The 25,545-nt window shown below is 63.5% G+C and carries 30 protein-coding genes and 1 tRNA gene; 23 read left to right on the forward strand and 8 right to left on the reverse strand.

Going from position 1 to position 25,545, the window contains the following annotated elements:
- Positions 1-4: 4 nt before the first annotated feature.
- The 12 genes from hisB to F7Q96_RS17550 all read left to right on the forward strand — a co-directional run bounded on the left by hisB (position 5) and on the right by F7Q96_RS17550 (position 8,098).
- Positions 5-592, forward strand: a complete 588-nt coding sequence (gene hisB, locus F7Q96_RS17495) for an imidazoleglycerol-phosphate dehydratase HisB (RefSeq protein ID WP_006575772.1) — start codon at positions 5-7, stop codon at positions 590-592.
- A 153-nt stretch (positions 593-745) separates the two neighbouring features.
- Positions 746-1,399: an imidazole glycerol phosphate synthase subunit HisH gene (hisH, locus tag F7Q96_RS17500; RefSeq protein WP_053822649.1), complete on the forward strand. Its 654-nt coding sequence runs from the start codon at positions 746-748 to the stop codon at positions 1,397-1,399.
- Positions 1,400-1,490: 91 nt separating this feature from the next.
- Positions 1,491-2,237 (forward strand): 1-(5-phosphoribosyl)-5-[(5-phosphoribosylamino)methylideneamino]imidazole-4-carboxamide isomerase, encoded by a 747-nt coding sequence (gene hisA, locus F7Q96_RS17505; protein WP_006575774.1) that lies wholly within the window; start codon positions 1,491-1,493, stop codon positions 2,235-2,237.
- Positions 2,238-2,314: 77 nt separating this feature from the next.
- On the forward strand, positions 2,315-3,085 hold the full coding sequence (hisF, locus tag F7Q96_RS17510) for an imidazole glycerol phosphate synthase subunit HisF (protein WP_006575775.1): 771 nt from the start codon (positions 2,315-2,317) through the stop codon (positions 3,083-3,085).
- A gap of 2 nt (positions 3,086-3,087) precedes the next feature.
- Positions 3,088-3,495, forward strand: coding sequence for a phosphoribosyl-AMP cyclohydrolase (hisI, locus tag F7Q96_RS17515; protein WP_006575776.1), 408 nt, complete (start codon positions 3,088-3,090; stop codon positions 3,493-3,495).
- The gene (locus tag F7Q96_RS17520; protein WP_053822648.1) at positions 3,495-3,887 is read left to right on the forward strand and encodes a phosphoribosyl-ATP diphosphatase; all 393 of its coding nucleotides are present in this window, start codon (positions 3,495-3,497) and stop codon (positions 3,885-3,887) included. The genes hisI and F7Q96_RS17520 overlap by 1 nt, the downstream gene beginning before the upstream one ends.
- Positions 3,888-3,972: 85 nt before the next feature.
- Complete coding sequence (locus tag F7Q96_RS17525) at positions 3,973-4,380, forward strand: DUF4870 family protein (protein WP_053822647.1); 408 nt, start codon at positions 3,973-3,975, stop codon at positions 4,378-4,380.
- Positions 4,381-4,446: 66 nt separating this feature from the next.
- Entirely contained in the window at positions 4,447-4,803 is a 357-nt protein-coding gene (locus tag F7Q96_RS17530) for a histidine triad nucleotide-binding protein (protein ID WP_006575779.1), read from the forward strand.
- Between the two features lie 147 nt (positions 4,804-4,950).
- Positions 4,951-5,193: a Sec-independent protein translocase subunit TatA gene (gene tatA, locus F7Q96_RS17535; protein WP_006575780.1), complete on the forward strand. Its 243-nt coding sequence runs from the start codon at positions 4,951-4,953 to the stop codon at positions 5,191-5,193.
- Positions 5,194-5,337: 144 nt separating this feature from the next.
- Positions 5,338-5,859, forward strand: coding sequence for a Sec-independent protein translocase protein TatB (gene tatB, locus F7Q96_RS17540; RefSeq protein WP_151023034.1), 522 nt, complete (start codon positions 5,338-5,340; stop codon positions 5,857-5,859).
- Positions 5,860-5,984: 125 nt separating this feature from the next.
- A complete protein-coding gene (gene tatC, locus F7Q96_RS17545; protein WP_053822645.1) occupies positions 5,985-6,773 on the forward strand; it encodes a twin-arginine translocase subunit TatC in 789 nt (262 codons plus the stop codon).
- Positions 6,774-7,009: 236 nt separating this feature from the next.
- Positions 7,010-8,098: a porin gene (locus F7Q96_RS17550; RefSeq protein ID WP_053822644.1), complete on the forward strand. Its 1,089-nt coding sequence runs from the start codon at positions 7,010-7,012 to the stop codon at positions 8,096-8,098.
- Between the two features lie 552 nt (positions 8,099-8,650).
- Here F7Q96_RS17550 and F7Q96_RS17555 read toward each other — a convergent pair.
- Positions 8,651-9,841: a Do family serine endopeptidase gene (locus tag F7Q96_RS17555; RefSeq protein ID WP_053822643.1), complete on the reverse strand. Its 1,191-nt coding sequence runs from the start codon at positions 9,839-9,841 to the stop codon at positions 8,651-8,653.
- Positions 9,842-9,860: 19 nt separating this feature from the next.
- Here F7Q96_RS17555 and F7Q96_RS17560 point away from each other — a divergent pair, with 19 nt between their 5' ends.
- Entirely contained in the window at positions 9,861-10,607 is a 747-nt protein-coding gene (locus F7Q96_RS17560) for a Nif3-like dinuclear metal center hexameric protein (RefSeq protein ID WP_053822642.1), read from the forward strand.
- Between the two features lie 46 nt (positions 10,608-10,653).
- Here F7Q96_RS17560 and mscL read toward each other — a convergent pair whose 3' ends face one another.
- The gene (gene mscL / locus F7Q96_RS17565) at positions 10,654-11,085 is read right to left on the reverse strand and encodes a large conductance mechanosensitive channel protein MscL (RefSeq protein ID WP_053822641.1); all 432 of its coding nucleotides are present in this window, start codon (positions 11,083-11,085) and stop codon (positions 10,654-10,656) included.
- A gap of 232 nt (positions 11,086-11,317) precedes the next feature.
- Between mscL and petA the strand changes: the two genes are divergently transcribed.
- The 6 genes from petA (at position 11,318) to F7Q96_RS17595 (ending at position 15,666) form a co-directional block, all read left to right on the forward strand.
- A complete protein-coding gene (gene petA / locus F7Q96_RS17570; RefSeq protein WP_053822640.1) occupies positions 11,318-11,935 on the forward strand; it encodes a ubiquinol-cytochrome c reductase iron-sulfur subunit in 618 nt (205 codons plus the stop codon).
- A 2-nt stretch (positions 11,936-11,937) separates the two neighbouring features.
- Positions 11,938-13,341, forward strand: coding sequence for a cytochrome b (locus F7Q96_RS17575; RefSeq protein ID WP_053822639.1), 1,404 nt, complete (start codon positions 11,938-11,940; stop codon positions 13,339-13,341).
- 26 nt (positions 13,342-13,367) lie between these two features.
- Positions 13,368-14,111 (forward strand): cytochrome c1, encoded by a 744-nt coding sequence (locus F7Q96_RS17580; RefSeq protein WP_053822638.1) that lies wholly within the window; start codon positions 13,368-13,370, stop codon positions 14,109-14,111.
- A 237-nt stretch (positions 14,112-14,348) separates the two neighbouring features.
- Positions 14,349-14,960, forward strand: coding sequence for a glutathione S-transferase N-terminal domain-containing protein (locus F7Q96_RS17585; protein WP_006575790.1), 612 nt, complete (start codon positions 14,349-14,351; stop codon positions 14,958-14,960).
- 55 nt (positions 14,961-15,015) lie between these two features.
- A complete protein-coding gene (locus F7Q96_RS17590) occupies positions 15,016-15,510 on the forward strand; it encodes a ClpXP protease specificity-enhancing factor (protein ID WP_006575791.1) in 495 nt (164 codons plus the stop codon).
- A gap of 80 nt (positions 15,511-15,590) precedes the next feature.
- Positions 15,591-15,666, forward strand: a tRNA-Thr gene (locus F7Q96_RS17595).
- A gap of 85 nt (positions 15,667-15,751) precedes the next feature.
- Here the strand turns inward: F7Q96_RS17595 and F7Q96_RS17600 are convergent.
- Together F7Q96_RS17600 and F7Q96_RS17605 are read right to left on the reverse strand one after the other, a co-directional pair.
- Entirely contained in the window at positions 15,752-16,447 is a 696-nt protein-coding gene (locus F7Q96_RS17600) for a FadR/GntR family transcriptional regulator (protein ID WP_053822637.1), read from the reverse strand.
- A 129-nt stretch (positions 16,448-16,576) separates the two neighbouring features.
- Positions 16,577-17,908: an MFS transporter gene (locus tag F7Q96_RS17605; RefSeq protein WP_053822636.1), complete on the reverse strand. Its 1,332-nt coding sequence runs from the start codon at positions 17,906-17,908 to the stop codon at positions 16,577-16,579.
- Positions 17,909-18,109: 201 nt separating this feature from the next.
- Between F7Q96_RS17605 and F7Q96_RS17610 the strand changes: the two genes are divergently transcribed.
- Positions 18,110-18,670: an ureidoglycolate lyase gene (locus F7Q96_RS17610; RefSeq protein WP_053822635.1), complete on the forward strand. Its 561-nt coding sequence runs from the start codon at positions 18,110-18,112 to the stop codon at positions 18,668-18,670.
- Between the two features lie 78 nt (positions 18,671-18,748).
- Here the strand turns inward: F7Q96_RS17610 and F7Q96_RS17615 are convergent, their stop codons facing one another.
- The gene (locus tag F7Q96_RS17615) at positions 18,749-18,991 is read right to left on the reverse strand and encodes a DUF2164 family protein (RefSeq protein WP_006575799.1); all 243 of its coding nucleotides are present in this window, start codon (positions 18,989-18,991) and stop codon (positions 18,749-18,751) included.
- Between the two features lie 164 nt (positions 18,992-19,155).
- Between F7Q96_RS17615 and F7Q96_RS17620 the strand changes: the two genes are divergently transcribed.
- Positions 19,156-20,040, forward strand: coding sequence for a glycosyltransferase family 2 protein (locus F7Q96_RS17620; protein ID WP_053822634.1), 885 nt, complete (start codon positions 19,156-19,158; stop codon positions 20,038-20,040).
- 394 nt (positions 20,041-20,434) lie between these two features.
- Positions 20,435-21,805, forward strand: coding sequence for an HdeD family acid-resistance protein (locus F7Q96_RS17625; RefSeq protein ID WP_053822633.1), 1,371 nt, complete (start codon positions 20,435-20,437; stop codon positions 21,803-21,805).
- 20 nt (positions 21,806-21,825) lie between these two features.
- On the opposite strand, the gene F7Q96_RS17630 is transcribed toward F7Q96_RS17625, so the two are convergent.
- Together F7Q96_RS17630 and F7Q96_RS17635 are read right to left on the reverse strand one after the other, a co-directional pair.
- Complete coding sequence (locus F7Q96_RS17630) at positions 21,826-22,053, reverse strand: hypothetical protein (RefSeq protein ID WP_151023036.1); 228 nt, start codon at positions 22,051-22,053, stop codon at positions 21,826-21,828.
- Positions 22,054-22,243: 190 nt separating this feature from the next.
- A complete protein-coding gene (locus tag F7Q96_RS17635; RefSeq protein ID WP_053822632.1) occupies positions 22,244-22,468 on the reverse strand; it encodes a hypothetical protein in 225 nt (74 codons plus the stop codon).
- A gap of 143 nt (positions 22,469-22,611) precedes the next feature.
- Here F7Q96_RS17635 and ettA point away from each other — a divergent pair, with 143 nt between their 5' ends.
- Positions 22,612-24,279, forward strand: a complete 1,668-nt coding sequence (gene ettA, locus F7Q96_RS17640) for an energy-dependent translational throttle protein EttA (RefSeq protein WP_053822631.1) — start codon at positions 22,612-22,614, stop codon at positions 24,277-24,279.
- Between the two features lie 109 nt (positions 24,280-24,388).
- Here the strand turns inward: ettA and F7Q96_RS17645 are convergent, their stop codons facing one another.
- A complete protein-coding gene (locus F7Q96_RS17645) occupies positions 24,389-25,528 on the reverse strand; it encodes a metallophosphoesterase (RefSeq protein WP_053822630.1) in 1,140 nt (379 codons plus the stop codon).
- Positions 25,529-25,545 lie beyond the last annotated feature (17 nt).

The raw sequence follows: 25,545 nt of genomic DNA on the forward strand, positions 1-25,545 counted from the left end.
CACCATGCGTGTTGCCGAGGTCACCCGCAATACCTCCGAGACCCAGATCCGCGTCGCGCTGAATCTGGACGGCACCGGACGCCAGCTGCTGGCTTCCGGCGTTCCCTTCCTGGACCACATGCTGGACCAGATCGCCCGCCATGGCATGTTCGACCTCGAGGTCGAGGCCAAGGGCGACACCCATATCGACGACCACCATACGGTCGAGGACGTCGGCATCACGCTGGGGCAGGCGGTGGCCAAGGCCATCGGCGACAAGAAGGGCATCACGCGCTACGGGCACAGCTACGTGCCGCTGGACGAATGCCTGTCGCGCGTGGTCATCGATTTCTCGGGCCGGCCGGGGCTGGAATTCCACGTGCCGTTCACCCGGGCGCGCGTGGGCAGCTTCGATGTCGACCTGACCATCGAGTTCTTCCGCGGCTTCGTCAATCATGCCGGCGTGACGCTGCATATCGACAATCTGCGCGGCATCAATGCCCACCATCAATGCGAAACGGTGTTCAAGGCGTTCGGCCGGGCGCTGCGCATGGCGGTGGAGCTGGACCCGCGCGCGGCCAACACGATTCCGTCGACCAAGGGCACGCTCTGATATCGCTGCATGCGTGATCCGGGGCGGCACCCGTGTTGCCGCCGCCGAACACGCCGAACACGGCCGACACGCCGACCGATCTCTACCGGACTTCACCACCCTACACCGTTTCCGAGGGGACGGCCGCGCGATGCCACGGCCGTTTCCAACATCATGACTACGATTGCAATTGTGGATTACGGCATGGGCAACCTGCGCTCGGTGGCGCAGGCGCTGCGCCGTGCGGCGCCGGACGCCGATGTGCGCATCGTCGATGCGCCCGAGGGCATTCGTGCCGCCGAGCGCGTGGTGCTGCCCGGCCAGGGCGCGATGCCCGACTGCATGGCGGCGCTGAACGCCTCCGGGCTGCGCGAGGCCGTGCTCGAGGCCGCGGCCAGCAAGCCGCTGCTGGGCGTGTGCGTTGGCGAACAGATGCTGTTTGAAGCCAGCAGGGAAAGTAGGGCCGGTGCGGACAGCACGCCATGCCTGGGCCTGATGCCCGGCGAGGTCGTGCGCTTCGAACTCGACGGCATGACGCAGCCCGACGGCTCGCGCTACAAGGTGCCGCAGATGGGCTGGAACCGCGTTCGGCAGACTCGCCCGCATCCGCTGTGGCAGGGTATTCCCGATCAGAGCTGGTTCTATTTCGTACACAGCTACTATGTGCAGCCGCGCGATTCCGCCCATACTGCCGGGGAAACCGAATATGGCGTCGTGTTTACCAGCGCGGTGGCCCGAGATAATATTTTTGCCACGCAGTTCCACCCCGAGAAGAGTGCGGCGCTCGGCTTGCAGCTCTACCGGAACTTCGTGGACTGGAAGCCCTGATTCACCAAGCCGTTCGACGCAGGCAAGGCCGGGCCGGCAGCGCCGGGTCACGCCAGGACAACCTTTTTACTTCAACACGCTCGTCACGCTTATGTTGCTCATTCCGGCCATCGACCTGAAGGACGGTCAGTGTGTACGCCTAAAACAAGGCGATATGGACCAGGCCACCGTCTTCTCCGAAGAGCCCGCCGCCATGGCACGACATTGGGTGGAACAGGGCGCGCGCCGTCTGCACCTGGTCGACCTGAACGGCGCCTTCGTCGGCAAGCCCCGCAATGAGGCGGCCATCAAGGCCATCATTGCCGAGGTCGGCGAAGAGATCCCGGTCCAGCTCGGCGGAGGCATCCGCGACCTGAACACCATCGAGCGCTGGCTGGACGACGGCCTGTCGTACATCATCATCGGCACCGCCGCGGTCAAGAATCCGGGCTTCCTGAAGGACGCGTGCTCGGCGTTCGGCGGCCACATCATCGTCGGCCTCGATGCGCGCGACGGCAAGGTCGCCACCGACGGCTGGAGCAAGCTGACCGGACACGAGGTAATCGACCTGGCGCGCAAGTACGAGGACTACGGCGTCGAGGCGATCATCTATACCGACATCGGCCGCGACGGCATGCTGCAGGGCATCAACATCGATGCGACCGTCAAGCTGGCCCAGTCGGTGTCGATCCCGGTGATCGCCAGCGGCGGCCTGTCGAACATGAGCGATATCGATCGGCTGTGCTCGGTCGAGAGCGAAGGCGTCGAAGGGGTGATCTGCGGCCGCGCGATCTACTCCGGCGACCTCAATTTCGCGGACGCGCAGGCGCTCGCGGACAAACTCGGCGCGGACAAGTAAGCCGTCGCCATTGCGCCCCGGGGGCGCTGCTGCCCGCGTCGCGTCGCACTGGCGCGCGCCGCGTGGCAAGGATTCCGATGCTAGCCAAACGTATCATCCCCTGCCTGGACGTGACCAATGGGCGGGTGGTCAAAGGGGTCAACTTCGTCGAATTGCGCGACGCCGGCGACCCGGTCGAGATCGCGCGCCGCTATGACGAGCAGGGCGCGGACGAAATCACATTCCTCGACATCACCGCGACCAGCGACGGCCGCGATCTGATGCTGAACATCATCGAGGCGGTCGCCTCGCAGGTCTTCATTCCGCTGACGGTGGGCGGAGGCGTGCGCACCGTCGAGGATGTGCGCCGGCTGCTCAATGCCGGCGCGGACAAGATCAGCGTCAATTCGTCGGCGATCAGCAATCCGCAGCTGGTGTCCGATGCCACCGCGCGCTACGGCTCGCAATGCATCGTGGTGGCGATCGACGCCAAGCGCAGTTCGGCACCGGGCGAGCCGCCGCGCTGGGAGGTGTTCACCCACGGCGGGCGCAAGGCGACCGGGCTCGACGCGGTCGAGTGGGCGCGCGAAATGGCGCGCCGCGGCGCCGGCGAGCTGCTGCTGACCAGCATGGACCGCGACGGCACCAGGAGTGGTTTCGATCTGGAGCTGACCCGCGCGGTCAGCGACGCGGTCGGCGTGCCGGTGATCGCCTCGGGCGGCGTCGGCGGGCTGCAGGATCTGGCCGATGGCATCCGCATCGGCCACGCCGACGCGGTGCTGGCGGCGAGCATCTTCCACTACGGCCAGCACACGGTGGCCGAGGCGAAGGCATTCATGGCCCGCGAGGGCATTCCGATGCGGGTTTGACGATGCAAAAGAAGTGGCTCAACAAGGTCAAATGGGACGATCACGGCCTGGTGCCGGTGATCGTGCAGGAAGTCGGCTCCAACGACGTGCTGATGTTCGCGTTCATGAATCGCGAGGCGCTGCAGCGCACCGTCGAGCTTGGCGAGGCGGTGTTCTGGTCGCGCTCGCGCAAGCGGTTGTGGCACAAGGGCGAGGAATCGGGCCATGTGCAGAAGGTGCATGAAATCCGCCTCGACTGCGACGAGGACGTGGTGCTGCTGAAGGTCACGCAAGCCGGCGACATCGCCTGCCATACCGGCCGCCATTCCTGCTTCTTCCAGAAATTCGAGGGCGACGTCGAGGACGGCGACTGGCAGACCGTCGAACCGGTGCTCAAGGACCCCTCGTCCATCTACGGCGGCAATCACTGATGAGCGACTCTGCTGCAAACCAGGCGGACGCGCTGGCCGACGTGCTGGCACGCGTGGCCGCGGTGCTCGAATCGCGCAAGCCGGAACACGGCGGCGATCCCGACCAATCCTATGTGGCGCGGCTGTTTCACAAGGGCGACGATGCGATCCTGAAGAAGATCGGCGAGGAAGCGACCGAAACGGTGATGGCGGCCAAGGACGCGCGCGCCGCCGGCCTGGCCGGGCCCGCGCTCGACAAGGTCGTCTACGAGGTCGCGGACCTGTGGTTTCACAGCATGGTGCTGCTGGCCCGCTTCGGGCTCGGCCCGGCCGACGTGGTGGCCGAACTGGCGCGCCGCGAAGGGCTGTCAGGGCTGGCCGAAAAGGCGGCGCGCACGCCCGGGTCGAAGTGATCGCCGGCGCTCCTCGGCGGGCCGCGGTGTATCGTGTGGCACAGTATCGTCTGGACCGAACCGTGCGCACATGCAAGGAGGCGCAATGAGCAATGACTATCCCGGCCGCGATTATCCGGGCCAGGTGGTGCCGAGCAGCGGCGGCGCGCAGCTCGACAGCCTGCGCAAGCTGACCCATATCCTGTACGGGCTGTATGCGATCTTCTGGCTGACCGGCGGCATCACCGCGCTGATCGCGATCGTCATCAACTACGTCAAGCGCGACGATGCGCGAGGCACGCTCTATGCATCGCACTTTGCGTGGCAGATCCGATCGTTCTGGTGGTCGGTCGCGTGGACCGTGCTCGGCGGCGTGCTGTTCGCCACCGTGGTCGGCATCGCGCTGGCCTTCATTGTCTGGGGCCTGTTGTCGCTGTGGATTCTTTACCGTATCGTCAAAGGCTGGTTGTATTTGAACGACAGCAAGCCGATGTACCCGGAGCAGCGTTTCTAAAGGGCGCGAACCGGGTCAGGCTCGAATCCGGCTTGCCGGTGTCCTTCACTTCGCAATGAAACTTTCATGAACGCACACGAGAATTGCATCTTCTGCAAGATCGTCGCCGGCCAGATACCGTCGCGCAAGGTGTACGAGGACGCCGACATGCTGGCGTTCCACGATATCCATCCGAAGGCGCCGGTGCACTTCCTGATCATTCCGAAGGTGCATGTGAACTCGCTCGCCGACTGCGGCCCGGGCGAGGGCGACGTGCTTGCTAAAATGCTGCTCAAGGCGCCGCAGCTGGCCCAGGAACTGGGTTGCGGCAATGGCTTCCGCACCGTGATCAACACCGGTCCGGATGGCGGCCAGGAGGTCTATCACCTGCATCTGCACGTGATGGGCGGGCCGCGGACCGAATGGAAGGTCGCGCTGCCGTAGCCGCGGCAAGCCTTCAGCAGAGAATGACGTCTGGCCGCTTGCGGCGGACGAAACAGCGCCGGCTACCGTCGCCCGGCGTGCGAGCTCGGACGGAACAACGGGTCCGCGTGGCAAGGTGCCCCGCGGGGCTTCATCAGGAGCAGGAAAATGGGTTCGTTTAGCATTTGGCATTGGCTGATCGTGCTGGTGATCGTCATGCTGGTCTTTGGTACGAAGAAGCTGCGCAACATCGGCCAGGATCTGGGCGGCGCGGTCAAGGGCTTCAAGGACGGCATGAAGGATCCCAACGCCCCGGCGGGCGAGGACACCGCTACCGGTACGCCGAAGGAACTGCGCGATTCGACCACGATCGACGTCGACGCCAAGGAAAAGTCGCGCCAGCAGCAGTAATCCGACCATGCAGTCAGTCGGCGTCCGGCCGGCACGGCCCCGCAGCGGCCCGGCCGTGCCCCGGTACACTGATTCCCTCCTTCCTCCGGGTGGCGGCATTGGGCATTGCGCCCGGCCGCGCTCGGCACTGGCATTGAATCCCGCATGATCGATCTGGGCATTTCCAAGCTGGCGCTGATCGGCGCGGTCGCGCTGATCGTGATCGGGCCCGAGCGGCTGCCCAAGGTTGCCCGCACCGTCGGCGCGCTGGTCGGCCGCGCGCAACGCTATATCAGCGATGTGAAGGCCGAGGTCAGCCGCGAAGTCGAGCTCGACGAGTTGCGTCGGATGCGAACCGAGTTCGAGGAGGCCGCGCGCGACGTCGAGCGGACCATCCATAAAGAGGTCAACGAGCAGACGCAGTCGCTGAACGAGGCGCTGTCGGATGCGATCGCCGAGCCCGGCGCGCCCGGCGCCGGCCCGGGCGATGCGCCGGCGCCGTATGTGCCGAGCTGGGATACCGCGCACAAGATGCACAACGGCCGCAAGAGCTGGCGCGTCAAGCAGGCCGCCGTGCCGAAGTGGTACAAGCGCCAGAACAATGTCCGCGGCTGGGCGCAGTCCGGCGCCGCCCGCGTCAAGCGGCACCGCCCGGCAACGCGCCCCGCGCGTTCTTTCTTCGAGTGACCATGCGGCAGTCCGCCCCGATGCCGGCGGCCGACCGGTCCGCACGTATGTCGCGCGCCTTGCCGCGCGCGACGTCGCTTTTCTCTTCTCTGTTGTCCGCCCACCGCTGCTGAGCGGCTGCCGCCATGAGCGAATCGCGTTCTCCCGAACCCCAAGACGAATCCCAGCAGGAAACCTTCATCTCGCACCTGGTGGAGTTGCGCGAGCGCATCGTCAAGGCTGTCGCCGGCGTGCTGGTGGTATTCGTCAGCCTGGTGTACTGGGCACCGGATATCTTCAACCTGTTCGCGCGGCCGCTGATGGAGTCGCTGCCCAAGGGCGGCAAGATGATCGTCACCGACGTGACAGGCTCGTTCTTCGTGCCGATGAAGGTCACGTTGCTGGTCGCCTTCCTGATCGCATTGCCATGGGTGCTGTACCAGATCTGGCAATTCGTCGCGCCCGGTCTCTATCAGCACGAGAAGCGGCTGATCATGCCGCTGGTCACCAGCAGCTATCTGCTGTTCCTGTTCGGCGTGGCGTTTGCCTACTTCCTGGTATTTCCCACGGTGTTCCATTTCATGGCGCACTACAACGCGCCGCTGGGCGCCGAGATGTCGACCGACATCGACAAGTATCTCGGCTTCGCGATGACCACCTTCCTGGCCTTCGGCATCACCTTCGAGGTGCCGGTGGTCGTCATCGTGCTGGTGCGCTTCGGCGTGGTGGAACTGGAGAAGCTCAAGCAGATCCGCCCGTATGTGATCGTCGGCGCCTTCATCATTGCAGCGATCGTCACTCCGCCCGACGTGCTGTCCCAGCTGCTGCTGGCAATTCCGCTGATCCTTCTCTACGAGCTTGGCTTGCTGATGGCCAAGGTCATCGGCCGTCCGTTGCCCAATGACGGCGCTGCAAAGGAGTCGCAAGCCGACTGATTGGTGCCGGAAGGCGCAAACATTGCGTCCTTTTTGCACCAAATTGGGGAAAATCACCGTTTCTCCTGTTGCTGTTCAGCAACAAAAGCCGCCCTCAGGAACGGTTTACGACGAAAAAGCCTTCTGAGCGCGCGGGAGCCTGACACATAATACGCAGCAGACGTGATGGTGAATGCGTCGCCCAAGCACTTGGGCAACCCAAGATTTCCCAATCAGTTGACAAGGAAAGTGTCGATATGAAGATGAAACTGTTTGCAGCTGCAGTCGCCGCCCTGGCCGCTGGTGGTGCCTACGCCCAGTCGAGCGTGACCCTGTACGGCGTGGTCGACGCTGGTATCGAGTACAACAACAACGCTGGTCAGACGGGCGAAAACCTGTTCAAGATGACGTCCGGCGGCCAGTCGGGCTCGCGTTGGGGCCTGCGTGGCGTGGAAGACCTGGGCGGTGGCCTGAAGGGTCTGTTCGTGCTGGAAAGCGGTTTCGATCTCGACACCGGCCGTTCGGGCCAAGGTGGCCGTCTGTTCGGTCGTAGCGCCTACGTCGGTCTGCAGAACCAGTTCGGCACCCTGACCCTGGGCCGTCAACAGACCCCGTTCTACGACTTCGGTCTGCAGTTCGACCCGATGGCGATCGCTCCGCGTTACTCGATCACCTCGCAAGCTGTCGAGTTCCAATCGCGTGCTGACAACGCCGTCAAGTACGTCGGCAAGTTCGGCGGCCTGACCGCGTCGGCGATGTACTCGTTCCGCGCTGACGGCCAAGAAGTTGCTGGCCGCAACGTGTTCGGCCGCGAAATGGGCGCCATGCTGTCGTACGCAGCTGGCCCGTTCGCGATCGGTGCTGCCTACGACGACCTGCACGTCGGTACCGAAGCTAACCAGGCTCCGGTGATCCGCCGCGCTACGGTTGCTGGTACCTACGCTTTCGGTCCGGCCAAGGCTTTCGTTGGCTACCGTTGGGCGAAGGCTTCGGACGGCGCTGTTCTGCCGGGCGCTGTTGGTGCTGACACCACGACGTCGAACCTGTACTGGGCTGGCCTGGCGTACCAAATGACCCCGGCCTTCTCGGTCACGGGTGCTGCGTACTACCAGGACTTCCGCCGCAGCGGTGCTGATCCGTGGCAATTCGTGCTGACCGGCGACTACGCCCTGTCGAAGCGCACCGACATCTACACCTCGCTGTCGTACACCCTGAACAAGGATGGTTCGGGTCTGGGCGTGTCGGGCTTCAACACCATCGGCGCTACCGCCGCTGCCAGCACGTTCAACGTGGAGCCGGGCAAGGACCAGTTCGGCGCCATCATCGGCGTGCGCCACAAGTTCTAATTTGACGCGAGCGATCGCATCAAGTTAGCTTGATCGAAACGCCGGCATCCTTCGGGATGCCGGCGTTTTGTTTTGTGGTGCCCCGATCGATGTCGTTGCGCGGCGCTCGGTGGAGCCCGGCGAAGAGGCCCGGGCGAAGAGGCCTCGGCGAAGAAAGGTCCGGCAAGAGCCATGCTCCCCCGGGCAACACACGGAAGGGAAATAAGCAACCCCAATAGGCAACAGGCGCGGTGCCATGCCCTGTCCTCGCCATGAATGGGCAAGTTCGGGCCCTGATGCCTTGGCGATGCGTATCCGCCAACCGGATGCTCTCGATCACCGCCGAAGCGCAGGCCCGTCGGGCTGTGAATGCAAAGAGAGAGACCCCGTAGCAGGCGCATCTGAAAATGCCTTGGCGAACCTCGGTATCGGCGGTCGCCATCACATCCCCCAGTGCGTCGGGACCGGCGTCCACACTGCCCCGCCTCCCTGCATCGATCAGCAGGCGCCAACAAAAAAAGCCCCTTGGCATCACCAAGGGGCTTTTCAGTTCATCGAACGTTCAGAACGTCCTCAATCTTCCTCGTCATAAGGCAGGACGCGCCGCGGCGGAGGAGGGCGCTTGCCGATCATTACCGTCACCTCGGTCGGCTTGCCGCGACGTACCACCTTCATCTTCACTTCCGTACCGGGCTTGAGCTGCGCGATGGCATTGAGCAGGGCCGTGGTATCGGTGATCGGTTGATCCTGCACGGCGACCAGCACGTCTCCCGGACGCACGCCGGCCTTGTCTGCCGGGCCGCCCTGGACGATCGCGGCAATCAGCGCGCCTTCCTTCGCTTCGAGCCCGAACGATTCGGCGATCTCCGGCGTCATGTCCTGCGGTTCGACGCCGATCCAGCCGCGCGTCACCGAACCGGTCGAAATGATCGACTCCATCACCTGCTTGGCGGTCGACACCGGAATCGCGAAGCCGATCCCCAGCGAACCGCCCGAGCGCGAGTAGATCGCCGTATTGATGCCGAGCAGATTGCCTTGCGCATCGACCAGCGCGCCGCCCGAGTTGCCCGGGTTGATCGCGGCGTCGGTCTGGATGAAGTTCTCGAAGGTATTGATGCCGAGATGGCTGCGGCCCAGCGCCGACACGATACCCATCGTCACCGTCTGGCCGACGCCGAACGGATTGCCGATCGCCAGCACCACATCGCCAACCTTGACGTTCTCGAGGCGTCCCAGCGTGATCGCCGGCAGATCCTTCAGCGTGATCTTGAGCACCGCCAGGTCGGTCTCCGGGTCCGAGCCCACGACCTTGGCGTTGGCCTTGCGGCCGTCGGTCAGCGCGACCTCGATCTCGTCGGCGCCGTCCACCACATGGTGGTTGGTTAGAATGTAGCCCTCGGCGCTGACGATCACACCCGAGCCCAGGCTCGATACCGGCTCCTGCCGCTCGGGCAGCCGGTCACCGAAGAAGAAGCGGAACCACGGATCGTCGGCCTGTGGATTGCCGCGCCGCGCACCGTTCTTGCTGGTGAAGATATTGACCACCGCCGGCATCGCCAACTGCGCCGCCTCGCTATACGAGCGTTCCGCCGACGGTCCGGTGACATTTGGCACCACTTCCTTGAGCGCGACGATTGGCGAGCCGGATTGGACCGCGACGCGCCCGCGTTGCAGCCATTCCGGTTTCAATGTCGCCACGACAAACCAGATGGCCAGCACAACTGTGACGGCCTGGGCAAAGAACAGCCAGAAGCGGCGCAACATATTGGAGTTTGGGCTGAAAATGAAAACAAAAGAGCTTGAATTGTACTTGAACGACCTGTTGGAAGTGCCCCGCTACAAGGACTATTGTCCGAATGGTCTGCAAGTACAAGGTCGGCCGGAAGTCACCCACATCGTGACCGGAGTGACGGCCAGTGTCGCCTTGCTCGATGCCGCAATCGAAGCCGGCGCCGATGCGATCCTGGTCCATCATGGCTATTTCTGGCGCGGCGAGGACGCGCGTGTCATCGGGCAGAAGCATGGCCGGCTGCGCCGCCTGCTGGTGTCCGACACCAATCTGCTGGCCTATCACCTGCCGCTGGACGGCCATCCCGAGCTGGGCAACAACGCCCAACTGGGACGAGAGCTCGGATTGAATCCCACCGGCCGCTTCGGCGACGATCAGCTCGGCTGGACCGGCACGTTGCCGCAGTCGATGACGCTGCGCATGCTGGCAGACCACATCGCGGGCGTGCTCGGTCGCGAGCCGCTGGCGATCGGCGATCCCGATCAGCCGGTACGCACGGTGGGATGGTGTACCGGGGGCGCGCAAGGCTACTTCGACGGAGCGATTGCCGCGGGAGTCGATGTCTATCTGAGCGGCGAGGTGTCCGAGCAGACCACCCATCTGGCGCGCGAGAGCGGCGTCGGCTATATCGCCGCCGGCCATCACGCCACCGAGCGCTACGGCATTCGCGCCCTCGGCACGCATCTGGCGCAGCAGTTCGGCCTGCGCCATACCTTCATCGACATTCCGAACCCGGTATAAAAGGCGTCTCGCCGGGCGCCGGCCGTCAGGCCGGTACCAACGGCACTCAGGCCCGGCTGCTCTTCAGGCTGTCGCGGATCTCGCGCAGCAGCTTGATGTCTTCCGGATCTTCCGGCGCCGGTGCCGGCGGTTCGGCGGCGCGCAGGCGATTGATCGCTCGCACCATCATGAAAATGATGAAGGCCAGAATCAGGAAGTTGACCAGGATGGTCAGGAAATTGCCGTAGGCGAATACGGGGACGCCGGCCTTTTTCAACGCATCGAGCGTCATTGGCGTTCCGGCTGGAGGGTCGGACAGCACCAGGAACAGATTCGAAAAGTCCAGCTTGCCGATGATGCGGCCCACCAGCGGCATGATCAGGTCATTGACCACGGAATCCACGATTTTTCCGAAAGCTGCGCCGATAATCACGCCGACCGCGAGGTCGACCACGTTGCCGCGCATCGCGAAGGTCTTGAATTCCGAGATCATGCTCATGGTTTAACTCCTTGCTGTTGTTCATTTTTCACCACGGACCGCAGCGCAAGACTGCCGCAACGATGCCGCAAACGCAAGCCTGACGCGGCTTTGCGGCAGACTGATGTCGCTTGCTTACACCCTCGCGCGATGAGCGAACACCCCCGGGTAACCGCGCTTTCACTGGCCAATGTGCCTAAGGTACAATTTACGGTTGACGCAAAATCTAAATTGACTTCCCCTGGGGTTTGGAATGAATGACCAGCAAAGCGTGAAGAGCGTGGATAAGGGGCGTCGCAACTGGTTGATCGCGACGTCTGTGGCTGGCGGCATCGGAGGAGTGGCAGTTGCGGTGCCGTTTGTCAGTACGTTTGCACCGTCGGAAAAGGCCAAGGCGGCAGGCGCGCCGGTCGAGGCCGACATCAGCGGGCTCAAGCCCGGCGAAATGATGACGGTCGAATGGCGCGGCAAGCCCGTCTGGATTCTGCGTCGCACCGACGAAATGCTCGCGTCGCTGAAAAAGACCGACGCCGAAGTGGCCGACCCGAACTCGGAAATCCCGTTCACGATGGAGACCCCCGAGTACTGCAGGAACGAAACCCGTTCCCGGCCCGAGCACAAGGACATCCTCGTCGTCGTCGGTATCTGCTCGCATCTCGGTTGCTCCCCGTCCGGCCCGTTCGCGGCTGGCGCCAATCCCACCCTCGGTTCCGACCCCGGTTTCCTCTGCCCATGCCACGGCTCGACCTTCGACCTGGCAGGCCGCGTCTTCAAGAACAAGCCGGCACCCCAGAACCTTGACGTTCCCCCATACCAGTTCCTCACCGACACCACGATCGTGATCGGCAAAGACGAAAAAGGAGAGGCTTGATCATGGCGGCGGAAAAGCAAGTCAAGACGACCGGCCTGCTGGGCTGGATCGACGCGCGCTTCCCGGCGACGCAGCTGTGGGAAGACCATCTGTCGAAGTATTACGCACCGAAGAACTTCAATTTCTGGTACTTCTTCGGCTCGCTGGCGCTGCTGGTGCTGGTGATCCAGATCGTCACCGGCATTTTCCTGGTGATGAACTACAAGCCCGACGGCACGCTGAACGCCGCCGGCATCCCGGTGGCCTACGCCAGCGTCGAATTCATCATGCGCGAGGTCCCCTGGGGCTGGTTGATCCGCTACATGCATTCGACCGGCGCCTCGGCGTTCTTCGTGGTCGTCTACCTGCACATGTTCCGTGGGCTGCTGTACGGTTCGTACCGCAAGCCGCGTGAACTGGTCTGGATCTTCGGCTGCCTGATCTTCCTGACGCTGATGGCCGAGGCCTTCATGGGCTATCTGCTGCCGTGGGGCCAGATGTCGTACTGGGGCGCGCAGGTGATCGTCAACCTGTTCTCGGCGATCCCGGTGATCGGCCAGGACCTGTCGCTGTTCATCCGCGGTGACTACGTGGTCAGCGACGCGACCCTGAACCGCTTCTTCTCGTTCCACGTGATCGCGGTGCCGCTGGTGCTGCTGGGCCTGGTGGTCGCGCACATCATCGCGCTGCACGAAGTCGGCTCGAACAACCCCGATGGCGTCGAGATCAAGGCCAACAAGGACGAAAACGGCGTGCCGGTCGACGGCATCCCGTTCCACCCGTACTACTCGGTCCATGACCTGATGGGTGTGGGTGTGTTCCTGATCATCTTCTCGGCCGTGATCTTCTTCTTCCCCGAGATGGGCGGCTACTTCCTGGAACACAACAACTTCTTCCCGGCCGATCCGCTGAAGACGCCGCCGCATATCGCGCCGGTCTGGTACTTCACGCCGTTCTATTCGATGCTGCGTGCCACCACGGCCAACTTCCTGCCGATCCTGTGGATCTTCTTCGCGGTGCTGCTGGGCATCCTGTTCCTGCGCAGCAAGAGCCTGAAGGTCAAGGGCATCGCGGTCGCGATCGCGGTGCTGCTGGCGCTGGGCTTCTACTTCATCGACGCCAAGTTCTGGGGCGTGGTGATCATGGGCGGTTCGGTGATCATCCTGTTCTTCCTGCCCTGGCTCGACCATTCGCCGGTCAAGTCGATCCGCTACCGTCCGGCCTTCCACAAGACGATCCTGATGGTCTTCGTCGTGTTCTTCCTGATCCTGGGCTACCTCGGCGTGCAGCCGCCGTCGCCGATCGGCGAGAAGGTGTCGCAGCTCGGTACGCTGCTGTACTTCGCCTTCTTCCTGACCATGCCGCTGTGGAGCCGCGTCGGCACCTTCCAGCCGGTGCCCGACCGCGTGACGTTCAAGCACCACTAAGCCAGGCCCAAGGACAAGGAACAACGATGAAAAAGCTGCTTTCCATTCTCGCGCTGGCCGGCGCGTGCTTTGCCGGTGCGCCCGCCATCGCCGCCGAAGGGGGCTATCCGCTCGAGCCGGCGCCGGTCAATACCAGCGACCTGTTCTCGCTGCAGCGTGGCGCCAAGCTGTTCGTCAACTACTGCCTGAACTGCCACGGCGCGTCGATGATGCGCTACAACCGGCTGCGCGATATCGGCCTGACCGAGGAGCAGATCCGCGAAAACCTGATGTTTACCGCGGACAAGGTCGGCGAAACGATGACCATCGCGATGCAGCCGAAGGACGCCAAGGCGTGGTTCGGCGCCGCGCCGCCGGATCTGTCGGTGATCGCGCGCGCCCGCGGCGACGCCTGGCTGTATACGTATCTGCGTACCTTCTACCGCGACGACACCCGTGCGACCGGCTGGAACAACCTGGTCTTCCCGAGCGTCGGCATGCCGCACGTGCTGTGGGAACTGCAGGGCCAGCGCGCCGCCAAGTTCGCCGAGGCGGAAGAGCATGGTCAGAAAGTGCATAAGTTCGTCGGTTTCGAACAGCTGACACCCGGCAGCATGACGCCGCTGCAGTACGATACCGCCGTCGCAGACTTGGTCGCGTATCTGGACTGGATGGCCGAGCCGGCGCAGAACCATCGCCGCCGTCTGGGCGTCTGGGTGCTGCTGTTCCTGGGCGTCTTCACCGTGTTCGCCTGGCGCCTGAACGCCGCCTACTGGAAAGACATCAAGTAATTCCGGTAGACCGCCAGAGGGCTAGTGCGGAGTTGCGTATGCGGCACCGCCTGGCCCTTTTTCCTTTGTGACGGGATGAAATGGATCTGGCCCCACGCGCGCCCCAAGCGCCGCCCGGCAAGCCACCGATCCGGCATTCCGTTACGCTATTTGTAACGAATTTGCTTTCCGATGGTGGGTTCTGACAGAATGTTTGACCCAACTTCGGCCTAGCGCCGCCTCCAAGGAATCCCAACCATGATGGTGTTGTATTCGGGCACCACCTGCCCGTTCTCTCAGCGTTGCCGCCTGGTCCTGTTCGAAAAGGGCATGGACTTCGAAATCCGCGACGTCGACCTGTTCAACAAGCCGGAAGACATCTCGGTGATGAATCCCTACGGCCAGGTGCCCATCCTGGTCGAGCGCGACCTGATCCTGTACGAATCCAACATCATTAACGAGTACATCGACGAGCGCTTCCCGCACCCGCAGCTGATGCCGGCCGACCCGGTCCAGCGCGCCCGCGCGCGCCTGTTCCTGTTCAACTTCGAGAAGGAACTGTTCACCCACGTCTACGTGCTGGAGAACGAAAAGGGCAAGACCGCCGAGAAGAGCCACGAGCGTGCCCGCGGCGCGATCCGCGACCGCCTGACGCAACTGGCGCCGATCTTCGTCAAGAACAAGTACATGCTCGGCGAAGAGTTCTCGATGCTGGACGTTGCCATCGCCCCGCTGCTGTGGCGCCTGGATCATTACGGCATCGAACTGTCGAAGAACGCCGCCCCGCTGCTGAAGTACGCGGAACGGATCTTCAGCCGCCCCGCCTATATCGAAGCGCTGACCCCGTCGGAAAAGGTGATGCGCCGCTAAGCCGGCCCTGGCCCGAGTCCGCTCGGGCCACCGGCGCGACGCCACTGGAAGTCTTATGCCTGAAACCTCGACCAAGCCCTACTTGATCCGCGCCATTTACGAATGGTGCACGGACAACGGCTTCACTCCGTATATCGCCGTGTTCGTCGACGCGAACACCAACGTGCCGCGCGAATTCGTCAAGAACAACGAGATCGTGCTGAACGTCAGCTTCGACGCGACCAGCGGTCTGGAAATGGGCAACGAGTGGATCAGCTTCAGCGCCCGCTTCGGCGGCGTCTCGCGCAAGCTCGACGTGCCGGTCGACAACGTGCTGGCGATCTATGCGCGCGAAAACGGGCAGGGCATGGCCTTCCCGGTCGAACGCAGCGTGCCGGAAACCCAGGCCGCGACCGAACGCGAACTGAATCCGCCGCCGAAACTGGCTCCGGTCGAAAGCGACGGCGCGGCGCAAGCCGACGGCGCCGACGCGTCGGACGACGACGATCCGAATCCGCCGCCGGTCCCGCGGATCGGCACGCGCAAGCCTTCGTTGAAGGTCGTCAAGTAAGCCCCTTCGGCCAGTCTGTTCTGACTGGCCGACCATCGCCAACGCAGCCCGCATGCAGTAGAATCGCGGTCTGCATCAAAGCCGGCTTAGCTCATCAGGTAGAGCAGTTGATTTGTAATCATCAGGTGGCGGGTTCGAGTCCTGCAGCCGGCACCAAAATTCAAAGGGTCACGCGAATATCGGCGTGACCCTTTTTCGTTTCTCAGCCTGCAAAACGGCAATCCCGGTACGGCGCTCGCATTTATCTGCCATCCAAACTCGTCGGAAAATGCACCCCCGCCCGCTGCGCCGCCTGAACGATATGCTCGGCCATCGCCCGCTGCGCCAGTGAAGGATCCCCCGCAGCCAGCGCATCGATGATCGCCGTGTGCTCGTTGAACGTAGCCCGTCGCGCACCGCGCTTGTAGAACGGCAGGCGCTGGCTTTCCTGAATGATCTCCGCACTGTTGCGCAGAATCTCCGCAATCGCTCGATTGCCGGAGATCGCGATGATCTGCATGTGGAAATCGAAATCGAGCTGCGCCGCTTGCGTGAAGTCCGACACTTCGATGCAGGCCTGCATGGCTTCCGCATTGGCTCGCAGCGCATCGATATCGGCTGGCTCCACCACCAATGCAGCGAGCCGCGCGGTGAAATTTTCCAGCGCGAAGCGCAGCTGGTAGATGTCGGTCAGCGAGTGTGAATCGGAGAAGCGCCAGGGCTGGGCGGAGGGCGAAGGGTTTTCCGCGACGTACACGCCCTTGCCGGGACGCGCCACGATGAGCCCCAATCCCTGCAAGGTCGAGAACGCTTCCCGCAGCGAAGTCCGGCTGATGCCAAGGCGTTCGGAGAGCTCGCGCTGGGAGGGCAGCAGCGAGCCGGCGGGGTAGGTGCCGTCGTTGATCCACTGCTGGATCAGCCGGGCGGCATTGGCGGCGACTGCGGTCGAATTGAACATGCCTGATGTCTGAACGAGGAAGAGCGCCGAGGCAGCAGCGGACGAACTCGTCGCGCAACGAAGCGGAAGGGGCGCCGCTCAGGCCAACGATTGTACCCGAGCGTCGCCCCGTCCCCCGTGCCGTGGCGCCTACTTGTTGACCAGCTTCGCGGGCACCGTGTACGTCAGCAGGGCGCCCATCAGCAGCACGCCGGCGAGGACGAACATCGCCAGGTTGGTGCTTTGCGTCGCGTCCTTGATCAGCCCGATCATGTAGGGGCTCAGGAAGCCGGCGAGATTGGCGAAGGAGTTGATCATCGCGATGCCCGCGGCCGCGCCGGCGCCCGAGAGGATCGCGGTCGGCAGGCTCCAGAAGAGCGGCGAGGTGGCGAGGCTGCCGCCGGCTGCCAGTGCCAGCGCGGCGAGGGACCACGCCACGTTGTCGCTGAACACGGCGCTGAGCATCAGTCCCGCAGCGCCGCAGCAGAACGGCACGATCAGATGCCAGCGCCGTTCGCGCATGCGGTCGGAGCTGCGGCTGACGAGAATCATCGAGCAGACCGCGACCGAGAACGGCACCGCGGTCAGCAGACCGATATGGAGCGCACCCGATACGCCGGACTGCTTGATCAGCGTCGGCAGCCAGAAGGTCAGGCCGTACTGGCCCATCACCGTGCAGAAGCAGATGAAGGCCATCTTGACGATGCGCGTATCGGCGAACAGCGCGCGCAGCGTCGGATGGGCGTCCTTGGTTTGGCGTTCGTTCGCGATATTGCGTTCGAGCACGGCTTTTTCCGATTCGGTCAGCCACTTTGCGGAACGGATGTTGTTGTCGAGGTAGAACATCACCGCGACACCGACCAGCAGCGAGGGGATCGCCTCTATCAGGAACATCCACTGCCAGCCGCGCAGCCCCGATACGCCCTGCATCGATTCCATGATCCAGCCCGACAGCGGCCCGCCGAAGATGCCGGACACCGGGATCGCACACATGAACAGCGCGACCATCCTGGCGCGCCGATGCGACGGGAACCAGTAGGTCAGGTACAGGATCATGCCGGGATAGAAGCCGGCCTCCGCGGCGCCGAGTAGAAGGCGCAGTACGTAGAACTGCGTCGGCGTGGTGACGAACATCATCGCGGCGGAGATCAGCGCCCAGGTGATCATGATGCGGGAAATGGTCGCCTTGGCGCCGATCCTGTGCATCAGCATGTTGCTGGGCACCTCGAAGAAGAAGTAGCCGATGAAGAAGAGGCCCGCCCCCAGCCCGTACATGGCTTCGCTGAATTGCAGGTCGGCGAGCATGTGCAGCTTGGCGAAGCCGACGTTGACGCGGTCGAGGTAGGCGACGACGTAGCACAGCATCAGGAACGGCAGCAGTCGCCAGGCCACCTTGCGGTAGAGGGCGTTCTCTTGCGCGACGGCCGGAGTGTCCGCCTCGGCTGCCGGCGCAATCGCCTGGCCGGCTTGGTAGGGTGTCATGGCAGGTCTCCTCTTGTTTGTTGTGTCGCCGGGTTGGCTTCAGCTGGTCGTACCAGTATGATCGAAATGTCCGGGCGCAACGATAACTGCTTGTCATGCTGCAAATGTATCGGCGTTTACCCGTCATACACGCGCGTTGACAGTGGCGGCCCATATCGTAATACTGGTAAGACCAGTATGCGAACCTGATTCCGAATTGCCATGCCTCTTCTCGCCGATTCAATACCCCTGATCGCGCAACCGCTGACCGCCGACGCCTTCGCGCCGTTTGGCGACGTCATCGAAAGCGATGGCCACGCACCCATCGCCATCAACCGGGGCATGTGCCATCGCTTTCATGACCTTGCCGAAGTGGACGTATCCACGAACGACGGACGCCCGCTGATCAATCTGTTCGAGTCGCAGCCCTATGCGCTGCCGCTGGCGCTGACCTCGTTCGAGCGGCACCCGCTCGGCAGTCAGGCGTTCATTCCGCTGGGGAATGTGCCGTTCCTGGTCGTGGTTGCGCCGCCTGGCGACACGGTGGAACCGCATGCGGTGCGGGCCTTCGTCACCAACGGCCGGCAAGGCGTCAACTATCGAAAGGGCGTGTGGCACCACTCGCTGATCGTCACGGAAGGCGTGGCGCGGTTCATCGTCGTGGACCGTGGCGGGCCGGGGAACAATTGCGATGAGCTCGAACTGGCGGGGGGCGCCACGCTGTGGCTGACCTTGCAGACAGAGTTGGAACGGGCATCGGCAACCGAAGCCACGCTGTTCTGAGTTGCCGGTTGTATCGTTGGTCGTAATCGAGGGAAGCGAAAGGCGAGGGGGACCTTGCCTTCGCTTTGAAGTGTTGCGCTACTGATACTGCAGCAAGATATCCAGCTGCTCGGAAACATCCGTCAGCTTGCGCTCCATCACGCGTTTCGCGTCGAGCACGCCTTCGTTGTAGGCCTGTGATCGCACCAGCTTGTACAGCTTCTCGGCAAAGGGGACGACTTCCATATTGCCCACCGATACCTGAAGCTCGCTGTCGAGCAGATCCCGGACTGCGGAAGAAAACTTGATCAGGTCGAAATTGTCGTTTTGCATCGGACTCATCGGTGTCTCCTCGGTCGAGTTCAGGAATGTAATCCATCGAGCCGACCTGACGGAGCGGGGCGGTAACCAATCCAAGCGCGTCGAACGCCGATGCCCGATTTCCGGGCCCGTCACGGGGGGTATGCGATCATTGGCCCCAACCGCAGAATCCGCTTTCCCCTTTAATGCTGTTGAAGTCTCTTTCCAGAATCCGCCGTCCGCACACCGATTCGCCGCCCGAAGTCTCCATCATCGTCCCCTGCTACAACCAGGCGGCCGTGATCGCCGACACGCTGAAATCGGTGCAGCGCCAGACCTACCGGCACTGGCGCTGCATCGTGGTCGACGACGGCTCCACCGACGATACCGCGCAGCGCGTCCAGGCCTTCGTGCAGAAGGACCGCCGCTTCACCTATATCCGCAAGCAGAACGGCGGCGTGGCGTCGGCGCGCAATCTCGGCATCCGGCTGACCGGCGGCGAATACATCGTGCCGCTCGATGGAGACGACAAGATCCATCCGGACTACCTGCGCCGCGCGATCCGGCATTTCCGCAAGCAGCCGGATACCGCCCTGGTCTACTGCCAGGTCAAGCGATTTGGCGCGAAGAAGGGCAAATGGCGCTTGCCCGAATACAGCTATCAACGGCTGCGATTCGAGAACATGATCCACAACTGCGCGGTCTACCCGCGCGCGTTGTACGACCGGACCAGCGGCTATTCCGAAGCGATGAAGCACGGCTTCGAGGACTGGGAGTTCTATATCCGGCTGCTGGACTCCGAAGCGAAGGTGCATCGGATCGATGCGCCGCTGTTCTACTACCGCATCAGCAAACGCTCGCGAACGACGCAGCAGTTATCGGGCGGCCATGAGCGCGAGTCGTTGGCGACGATCTATCGAAACAATACGGACGTCTATTCGGACGTAGTCGACGATCCGATTACGAGCTTCAAGATGGCGCGCCAGCTGTTCCTGCCGGACGTGGTGCGGCGCTACAAGCGGCAGCGCACGCGCATGCATCTTGGCTATCTCGCGGTGATCCTGCTGTTGGCGGTGCAGGCGTTCGATTGAACGGCGGAACTCTCGTGCAGCGGCGGTACTGAGGCGCTGCACCGAATTACATGAATGCCGGCATGCCGCGTCCCGACGGCGCTGCAATCTATCGCGGACCAGGTTTTTTCCCGCAAGCTACCGCTGTGCCAGCGGATTTGTTCAGTGCAATTTTTGCGCGGTGCTCGCGTGCCATGCATGCGGATAAATATGGCGCCCCCTGGTCCACCTTGCCTTGACACCAACCCGCCGCTGTACTATTTCTGCGTACGCGTGCAATCGCCGCTGTCTTAAGCGGTATTTCAATCTGATCTAGGCAATGGCTTGCGATGGCGTCATCCCTCGATGACGTCAGGCTTCTGCTGATCGAGTTCCCGTTGCCGCCGGGAATCGGTATCTCGATTGTTCTATTCCAATGACCGATCTTGTCCTTCTGCTTCTCGGCGTCGAATACCTTCGGGGGCGGTGTACGGCCATCGCGATTGCCGGTGCCATCCTTCTTTTCGCGGGAATTTTTCTTTTTGTCGATGCCATCGACGGCTGGCTGCAATTGCCGCTGCATCTGTTCGCGGCACTTTTTCTGATCGAGGGCCTCGCCACATTGGCGATTGCCACGGTCGGCGTCGGCGGACAGCGCGTCCTGCGTTCGGTAAAGGGAGCGTTCATGTTGCTGGTCGGCGTTCTGGTTTTTGCCGGACATCACCATGGCAATTTCTTGTTGTCCATGATCTTCGCCATGCTGTTCCTGATCGATGGATCAATGCAGTGTGTGGCCAGCTATGTGGTGCGCTATCCGCGATGGCGCTATGTGTTCGCCGCAGGGGCCGTTGAAATATTGCTGGCCGTCTTCTTTTTCCAGCCCTATCCGACCCACTACGCCGGCACGCTGCCTTATGCGATGGGGCTGTTCATCGGATTTACCGGATTGAAGCTGCTGTCCCTGTCGATACGCGCAGGGACGCTGTCGGAGAATCCGGCGGCGATGCGCAATCGCGCTTCCGCATTCGCTCCGGCCTCTCAGCACGCCGGTGTCGGACAAGTGCCAGACGATTGCACGCCGGTGGATGCCGAGCATGCGCTGACGGTCCATGTCTGGACGCCGACGGGTTCGGCGAAAGCGCAGACACGCAACTATCCGGTGATTGACCGCTATATCGCCGCGGTGGATATCAATGGCGTGGTATCGACGGGGCATGCCGCGCTGGAAGCGCCCGGCGGCATCTATATCAGCCTGTATCCCGCCGAGGAAATCGATCACTCCCCGGCGCAGTTCGGCAGCATTCTGCGGGCGACCGCGGAAAACAACGTCCCGGGAAAGTTCCAGCCGGACTATGTCACGGAGTCGCGAGCCTGGTGTCCATCCAATGCCAAGGTCACGATCCGCAATTACAACCACGCGAGCCTGGCCGCGTTCTGGGCGGCATACCGGCAGGACACCACCTATAACCTGACGCATCGCAACTGCTCGACTTCGGTGGCGCTTGCTCTTGAGGCGGCATTGGATGGTGTGGTCGGGCGGCTCGCGGGTTCGCAGGCGGGATGGTATGCATTGATCCGCTTGCTGCTGACGCCGGAGTTATGGGTAGCTGCGCAGATCCGCAAGCGCGCATTGACGATGGCCTGGACGCCTGGGATGACGCTCGACTATGCCCGGGCGCTCAGCATGCTGGCCGATCCGCGGCCATTCGGCTGGTTCAGGCTGGCCGGACTTGCGGTCGGGGAGATTCGCCGGATGCGCCGAGGATGGCGCGAGGAAGACCGGTCTGCCGCGCTTCGGCGCCCGTAGCGCCGAAGCATCGCCATCGCTTATTTCTTCTTCTTCAGTTCTTCCATCTTCATGCGATCGAGGAAGCGCTGAGAATTCTCGTTATCCATCTTTTCCTGCTCGAGCAGGCAATTCGAATAGGCGTCCGTGCCGCGCTGGAATCCCAGTTCATCGCATTTCTGCCGATAGGTGGGCATCGGGTCCAGCGCGGAACAGCCAGCTGCCAGACAGCATGCCACGAGCGTCAGAGCGATTGATTTCCTTGCCATCTCGGCATATCCCCCTTTTCTGAATATCGGCCAATTGCCGGCACGCAATCATAGGACGCAAAAAGGGGGAGCCGCAAGCGCGATGCCTTCAGTATTCTGAAATGCAGATATTAGGCCGGCGCCATTTACGGCGATCGCGGCATGCCGATTTATCGGCCGCCGATGCCATCATGTCGGCGCGCCGGATTGCTCAATGATGATGATGGTGATGCGCCCAATGAATATCGTTCGACTCCACGAACGACGCGACCGCATCCTTGTCACCGGTCGCGTGGCGCATCATTTCGCCGCACTTGCAGAAGCCCTGGTACGGCGTGATGTGCGAGCAGGCGGAGACCTTCTGCAGATATAGCGTCACGGGCTTGTTGCACTTCTTGCACTTGAAGGTCAGCGTGCGGGCGGGTTTGGGGCTCATGGTGGTATTCGGCAAGCGGAAATTGGCCCGGAGGCGAGGGGCATGATGATACCGCGCCCGCACCAATCGGGTGCGGCGGCCGCGCCCGGTTTGCTACACTGCGCCATCCCCCTCCAACACCGTCATTTCACCGGATAAGCCGCATGGCACAGTACGTCTATACGATGAATCGCGTGGGCAAGATCGTTCCGCCCAAGCGTCAGATCCTGAAGGATATTTCGCTGTCCTTTTTCCCCGGCGCCAAGATCGGCGTGCTCGGCCTGAACGGTTCGGGCAAGTCGACGCTGCTCAAGATCATGGCCGGCGTCGACAAGGACATCGAGGGCGAAGCGATCCCGATGCCGAATCTGAACATCGGCTATCTGCCGCAGGAGCCGCAGCTCGATCCCGAGCAGACCGTGCGGGAAGCGGTCGAGGGCGGCCTGGGCGAGGTGTTCGAGGCGCGCAAGAAGCTCGAGGAAATCTACGCGGCCTACGCCGAGCCCGACGCCGACTTCGATCAGCTCGCCGCCGACCAGGCCAGGTACGAGGCGATCCTGGCCGCCAGCGACGGCAACAATGCGGAGCAGCAGCTGGAAGTCGCTGCCGACGCGCTGCGGCTGCCGCCGTGGGACGCGAAGGTCGGCCATCTGTCGGGCGGCGAGAAGCGCCGCGTCGCGCTGTGCCGGCTGCTGCTGTCGCGCCCCGACATGCTGCTGCTCGACGAGCCGACCAACCACCTGGACGCCGAGTCGGTCGAATGGCTCGAGCAGTTCCTGACGCGCTTCCCGGGCACCGTGGTCGCGGTGACCCACGATCGCTACTTCCTTGACAATGCGGCCGAGTGGATCCTGGAACTGGACCGCGGCCACGGCATTCCGTGGAAGGGCAACTACAGCTCGTGGCTGGACCAGAAGGAAAACCGCCTGAAGCAGGAAGAGTCCAGCGAGTCGGCGCGGCAGAAGGCGCTGAAGAAGGAGCTGGAATGGGTGCGCCAGAATCCGAAGGGCAGGCAGGCCAAGTCGAAGGCGCGTCTGGCGCGCTTCGACGAACTGAACAGCCAGGAATACCAGAAGCGCAACGAAACCCAGGAGATCTTCATTCCGGTCGGCGAGCGGCTCGGCAATGAGGTGATCGAGTTCGAGAACGTGTCGAAGGCCTATGGCGATCGGCTGCTGATCGACAACCTGAGCTTCAAGGTGCCGCCGGGCGCGATCGTCGGCGTGATCGGTCCGAACGGCGCCGGTAAATCGACGTTGTTCCGCATGCTGACCGGCAAGGAGCAGCCCGACAGCGGCTCGATCAAGATCGGCCCGACCGTCAAGCTGGCCTATGTCGACCAGAGCCGCGATGCGCTCGACGGCAGCAAGACGGTCTTCGAGGAAATCTCCGGCGGCGCCGACGTGCTGACCGTGGGCCGCTACGAGACGCCGTCGCGCGCCTATATCGGCCGCTTCAACTTCAAGGGCTCGGACCAGCAGAAGCAAGTGGGCACGCTGTCCGGCGGCGAACGGGGCCGCCTGCATCTGGCCAAGACGCTGATCGCCGGCGGCAACGTGCTGCTGCTCGACGAACCGTCCAACGACCTCGACGTCGAAACGCTGCGCGCGCTGGAAGACGCGCTGCTGGAGTTCGCCGGCTGCGTGATGGTGATCTCGCACGACCGCTGGTTCCTGGACCGGATCGCGACGCATATCCTGGCCTTCGAAGGCGACTCGCACGTCGAGTTCTTCGCCGGCAACTATCAGGAATACGAGGCCGACAAGAAGCGCCGCCTGGGCGAGGAAGCGGCCAAGCCGAAGCGCATCCGCTACAAGCCGATCGCTCGTTGAAGCGATCGCGCTTTCCCTCTCCCCCGGCCCCTCTCCCGGCTGGCGGGAGAGCAGAGAACACCGTCAGAGCCCCGTTCGCGGACGGCTCGTCCGTTTCTGGCCCAGGCCGCTAGGCGCCCGCGGCGCGCAGCCGTATCCGCGTGATCTCCGACGGCGCGCCGAAGCGCTTGGGCGGACCCCAGTAGCCGGTGCCGCGGCTGACATAGACCCACATGTTGCGGTGGCGGTGCAGACCGGCGACATAGGGCTGCTGCATCGGCACGAACAGGTTCCATGGCAGAAACTGTCCGCCGTGCGTATGGCCGGACAGCTGCAGGTCGAAGCCGGCCTCGGCCGCCGCCGCGGCGCTGCGCGGCTGGTGGGCGAGCAGCACGCGTACCGCCGCCTCGGCCGGCGCGCCGGCCAGCGCCGCGATGGGATCGCTGCGATGTGCCGGATCGAAATGCCCGGCGCTGAAATCGGTGACGCCGGCCAGCACCAGCGTGGCGCCGTCGCGCTCGATCGCCACGTGCTCGTTCAGCAGGACCCGCAGCCCCAGCCGCCGCAGCTCGTCGATCCACGCATGCGCGCCGGCGTAGTACTCATGATTGCCGGTGACGACGTAGACGCCATGCGGCGCGCGCAGCGAGCCGAGCGGTGCGGTGTGTTCGCTCAGTTCGGGCACCTTGCCATCGACGAGGTCGCCGGTAAGCGCGATCGCATCGGCGCCCAGCGTATTGGTGCGTTCGACGATGCGCTGCAGATATGGCCGCTTGATCGTGGGGCCGACGTGGATGTCGCTGAGCTGGGCGATCGTGAAGCCGTCAAGCGCGGCGGGCAGCCCGGCGATCGGCACCTCGACATCGACGACGCGCGCGACCCGCCGCGCGTTCCAGTAGCCGAGCAGCGAGACCAGCAGCGCCAGCGCGACGGTGGCGACCGCGCTCCAGACCGGCAGCCCGGGCGGATACCAGCCGGCCAGCGCGCAGGCGATCAGCACCAGTTCGCGCAGCACGGTCAGGATCAGCAGCGTCGAGAACAGACCCATCGCCAGCATGCCGAGCCAGGACAGTCGGTCGCCCCAGGGTGGCTCGAAGCGGCGCGCCAGCAGCGCGGTCGGCATCGATATGGTCGAGATGGCGAGCCACAGCGCGGCCAGCGCTTTTGCCGCCAGCGGCCACGGCAGCGCGGGCAGCAGGCGCGCGCCGATATAGAGATGCAGCAGGGCGACGATCAGCGCGGCCGTCACGATCGAGCGGCGAGGGGTCATGGTGCTCCGGGCAGGCG

The sequence above is a fragment of the Cupriavidus gilardii genome (genome assembly GCF_008801915.1).
GTDB lineage: Bacteria > Pseudomonadota > Gammaproteobacteria > Burkholderiales > Burkholderiaceae > Cupriavidus > Cupriavidus gilardii.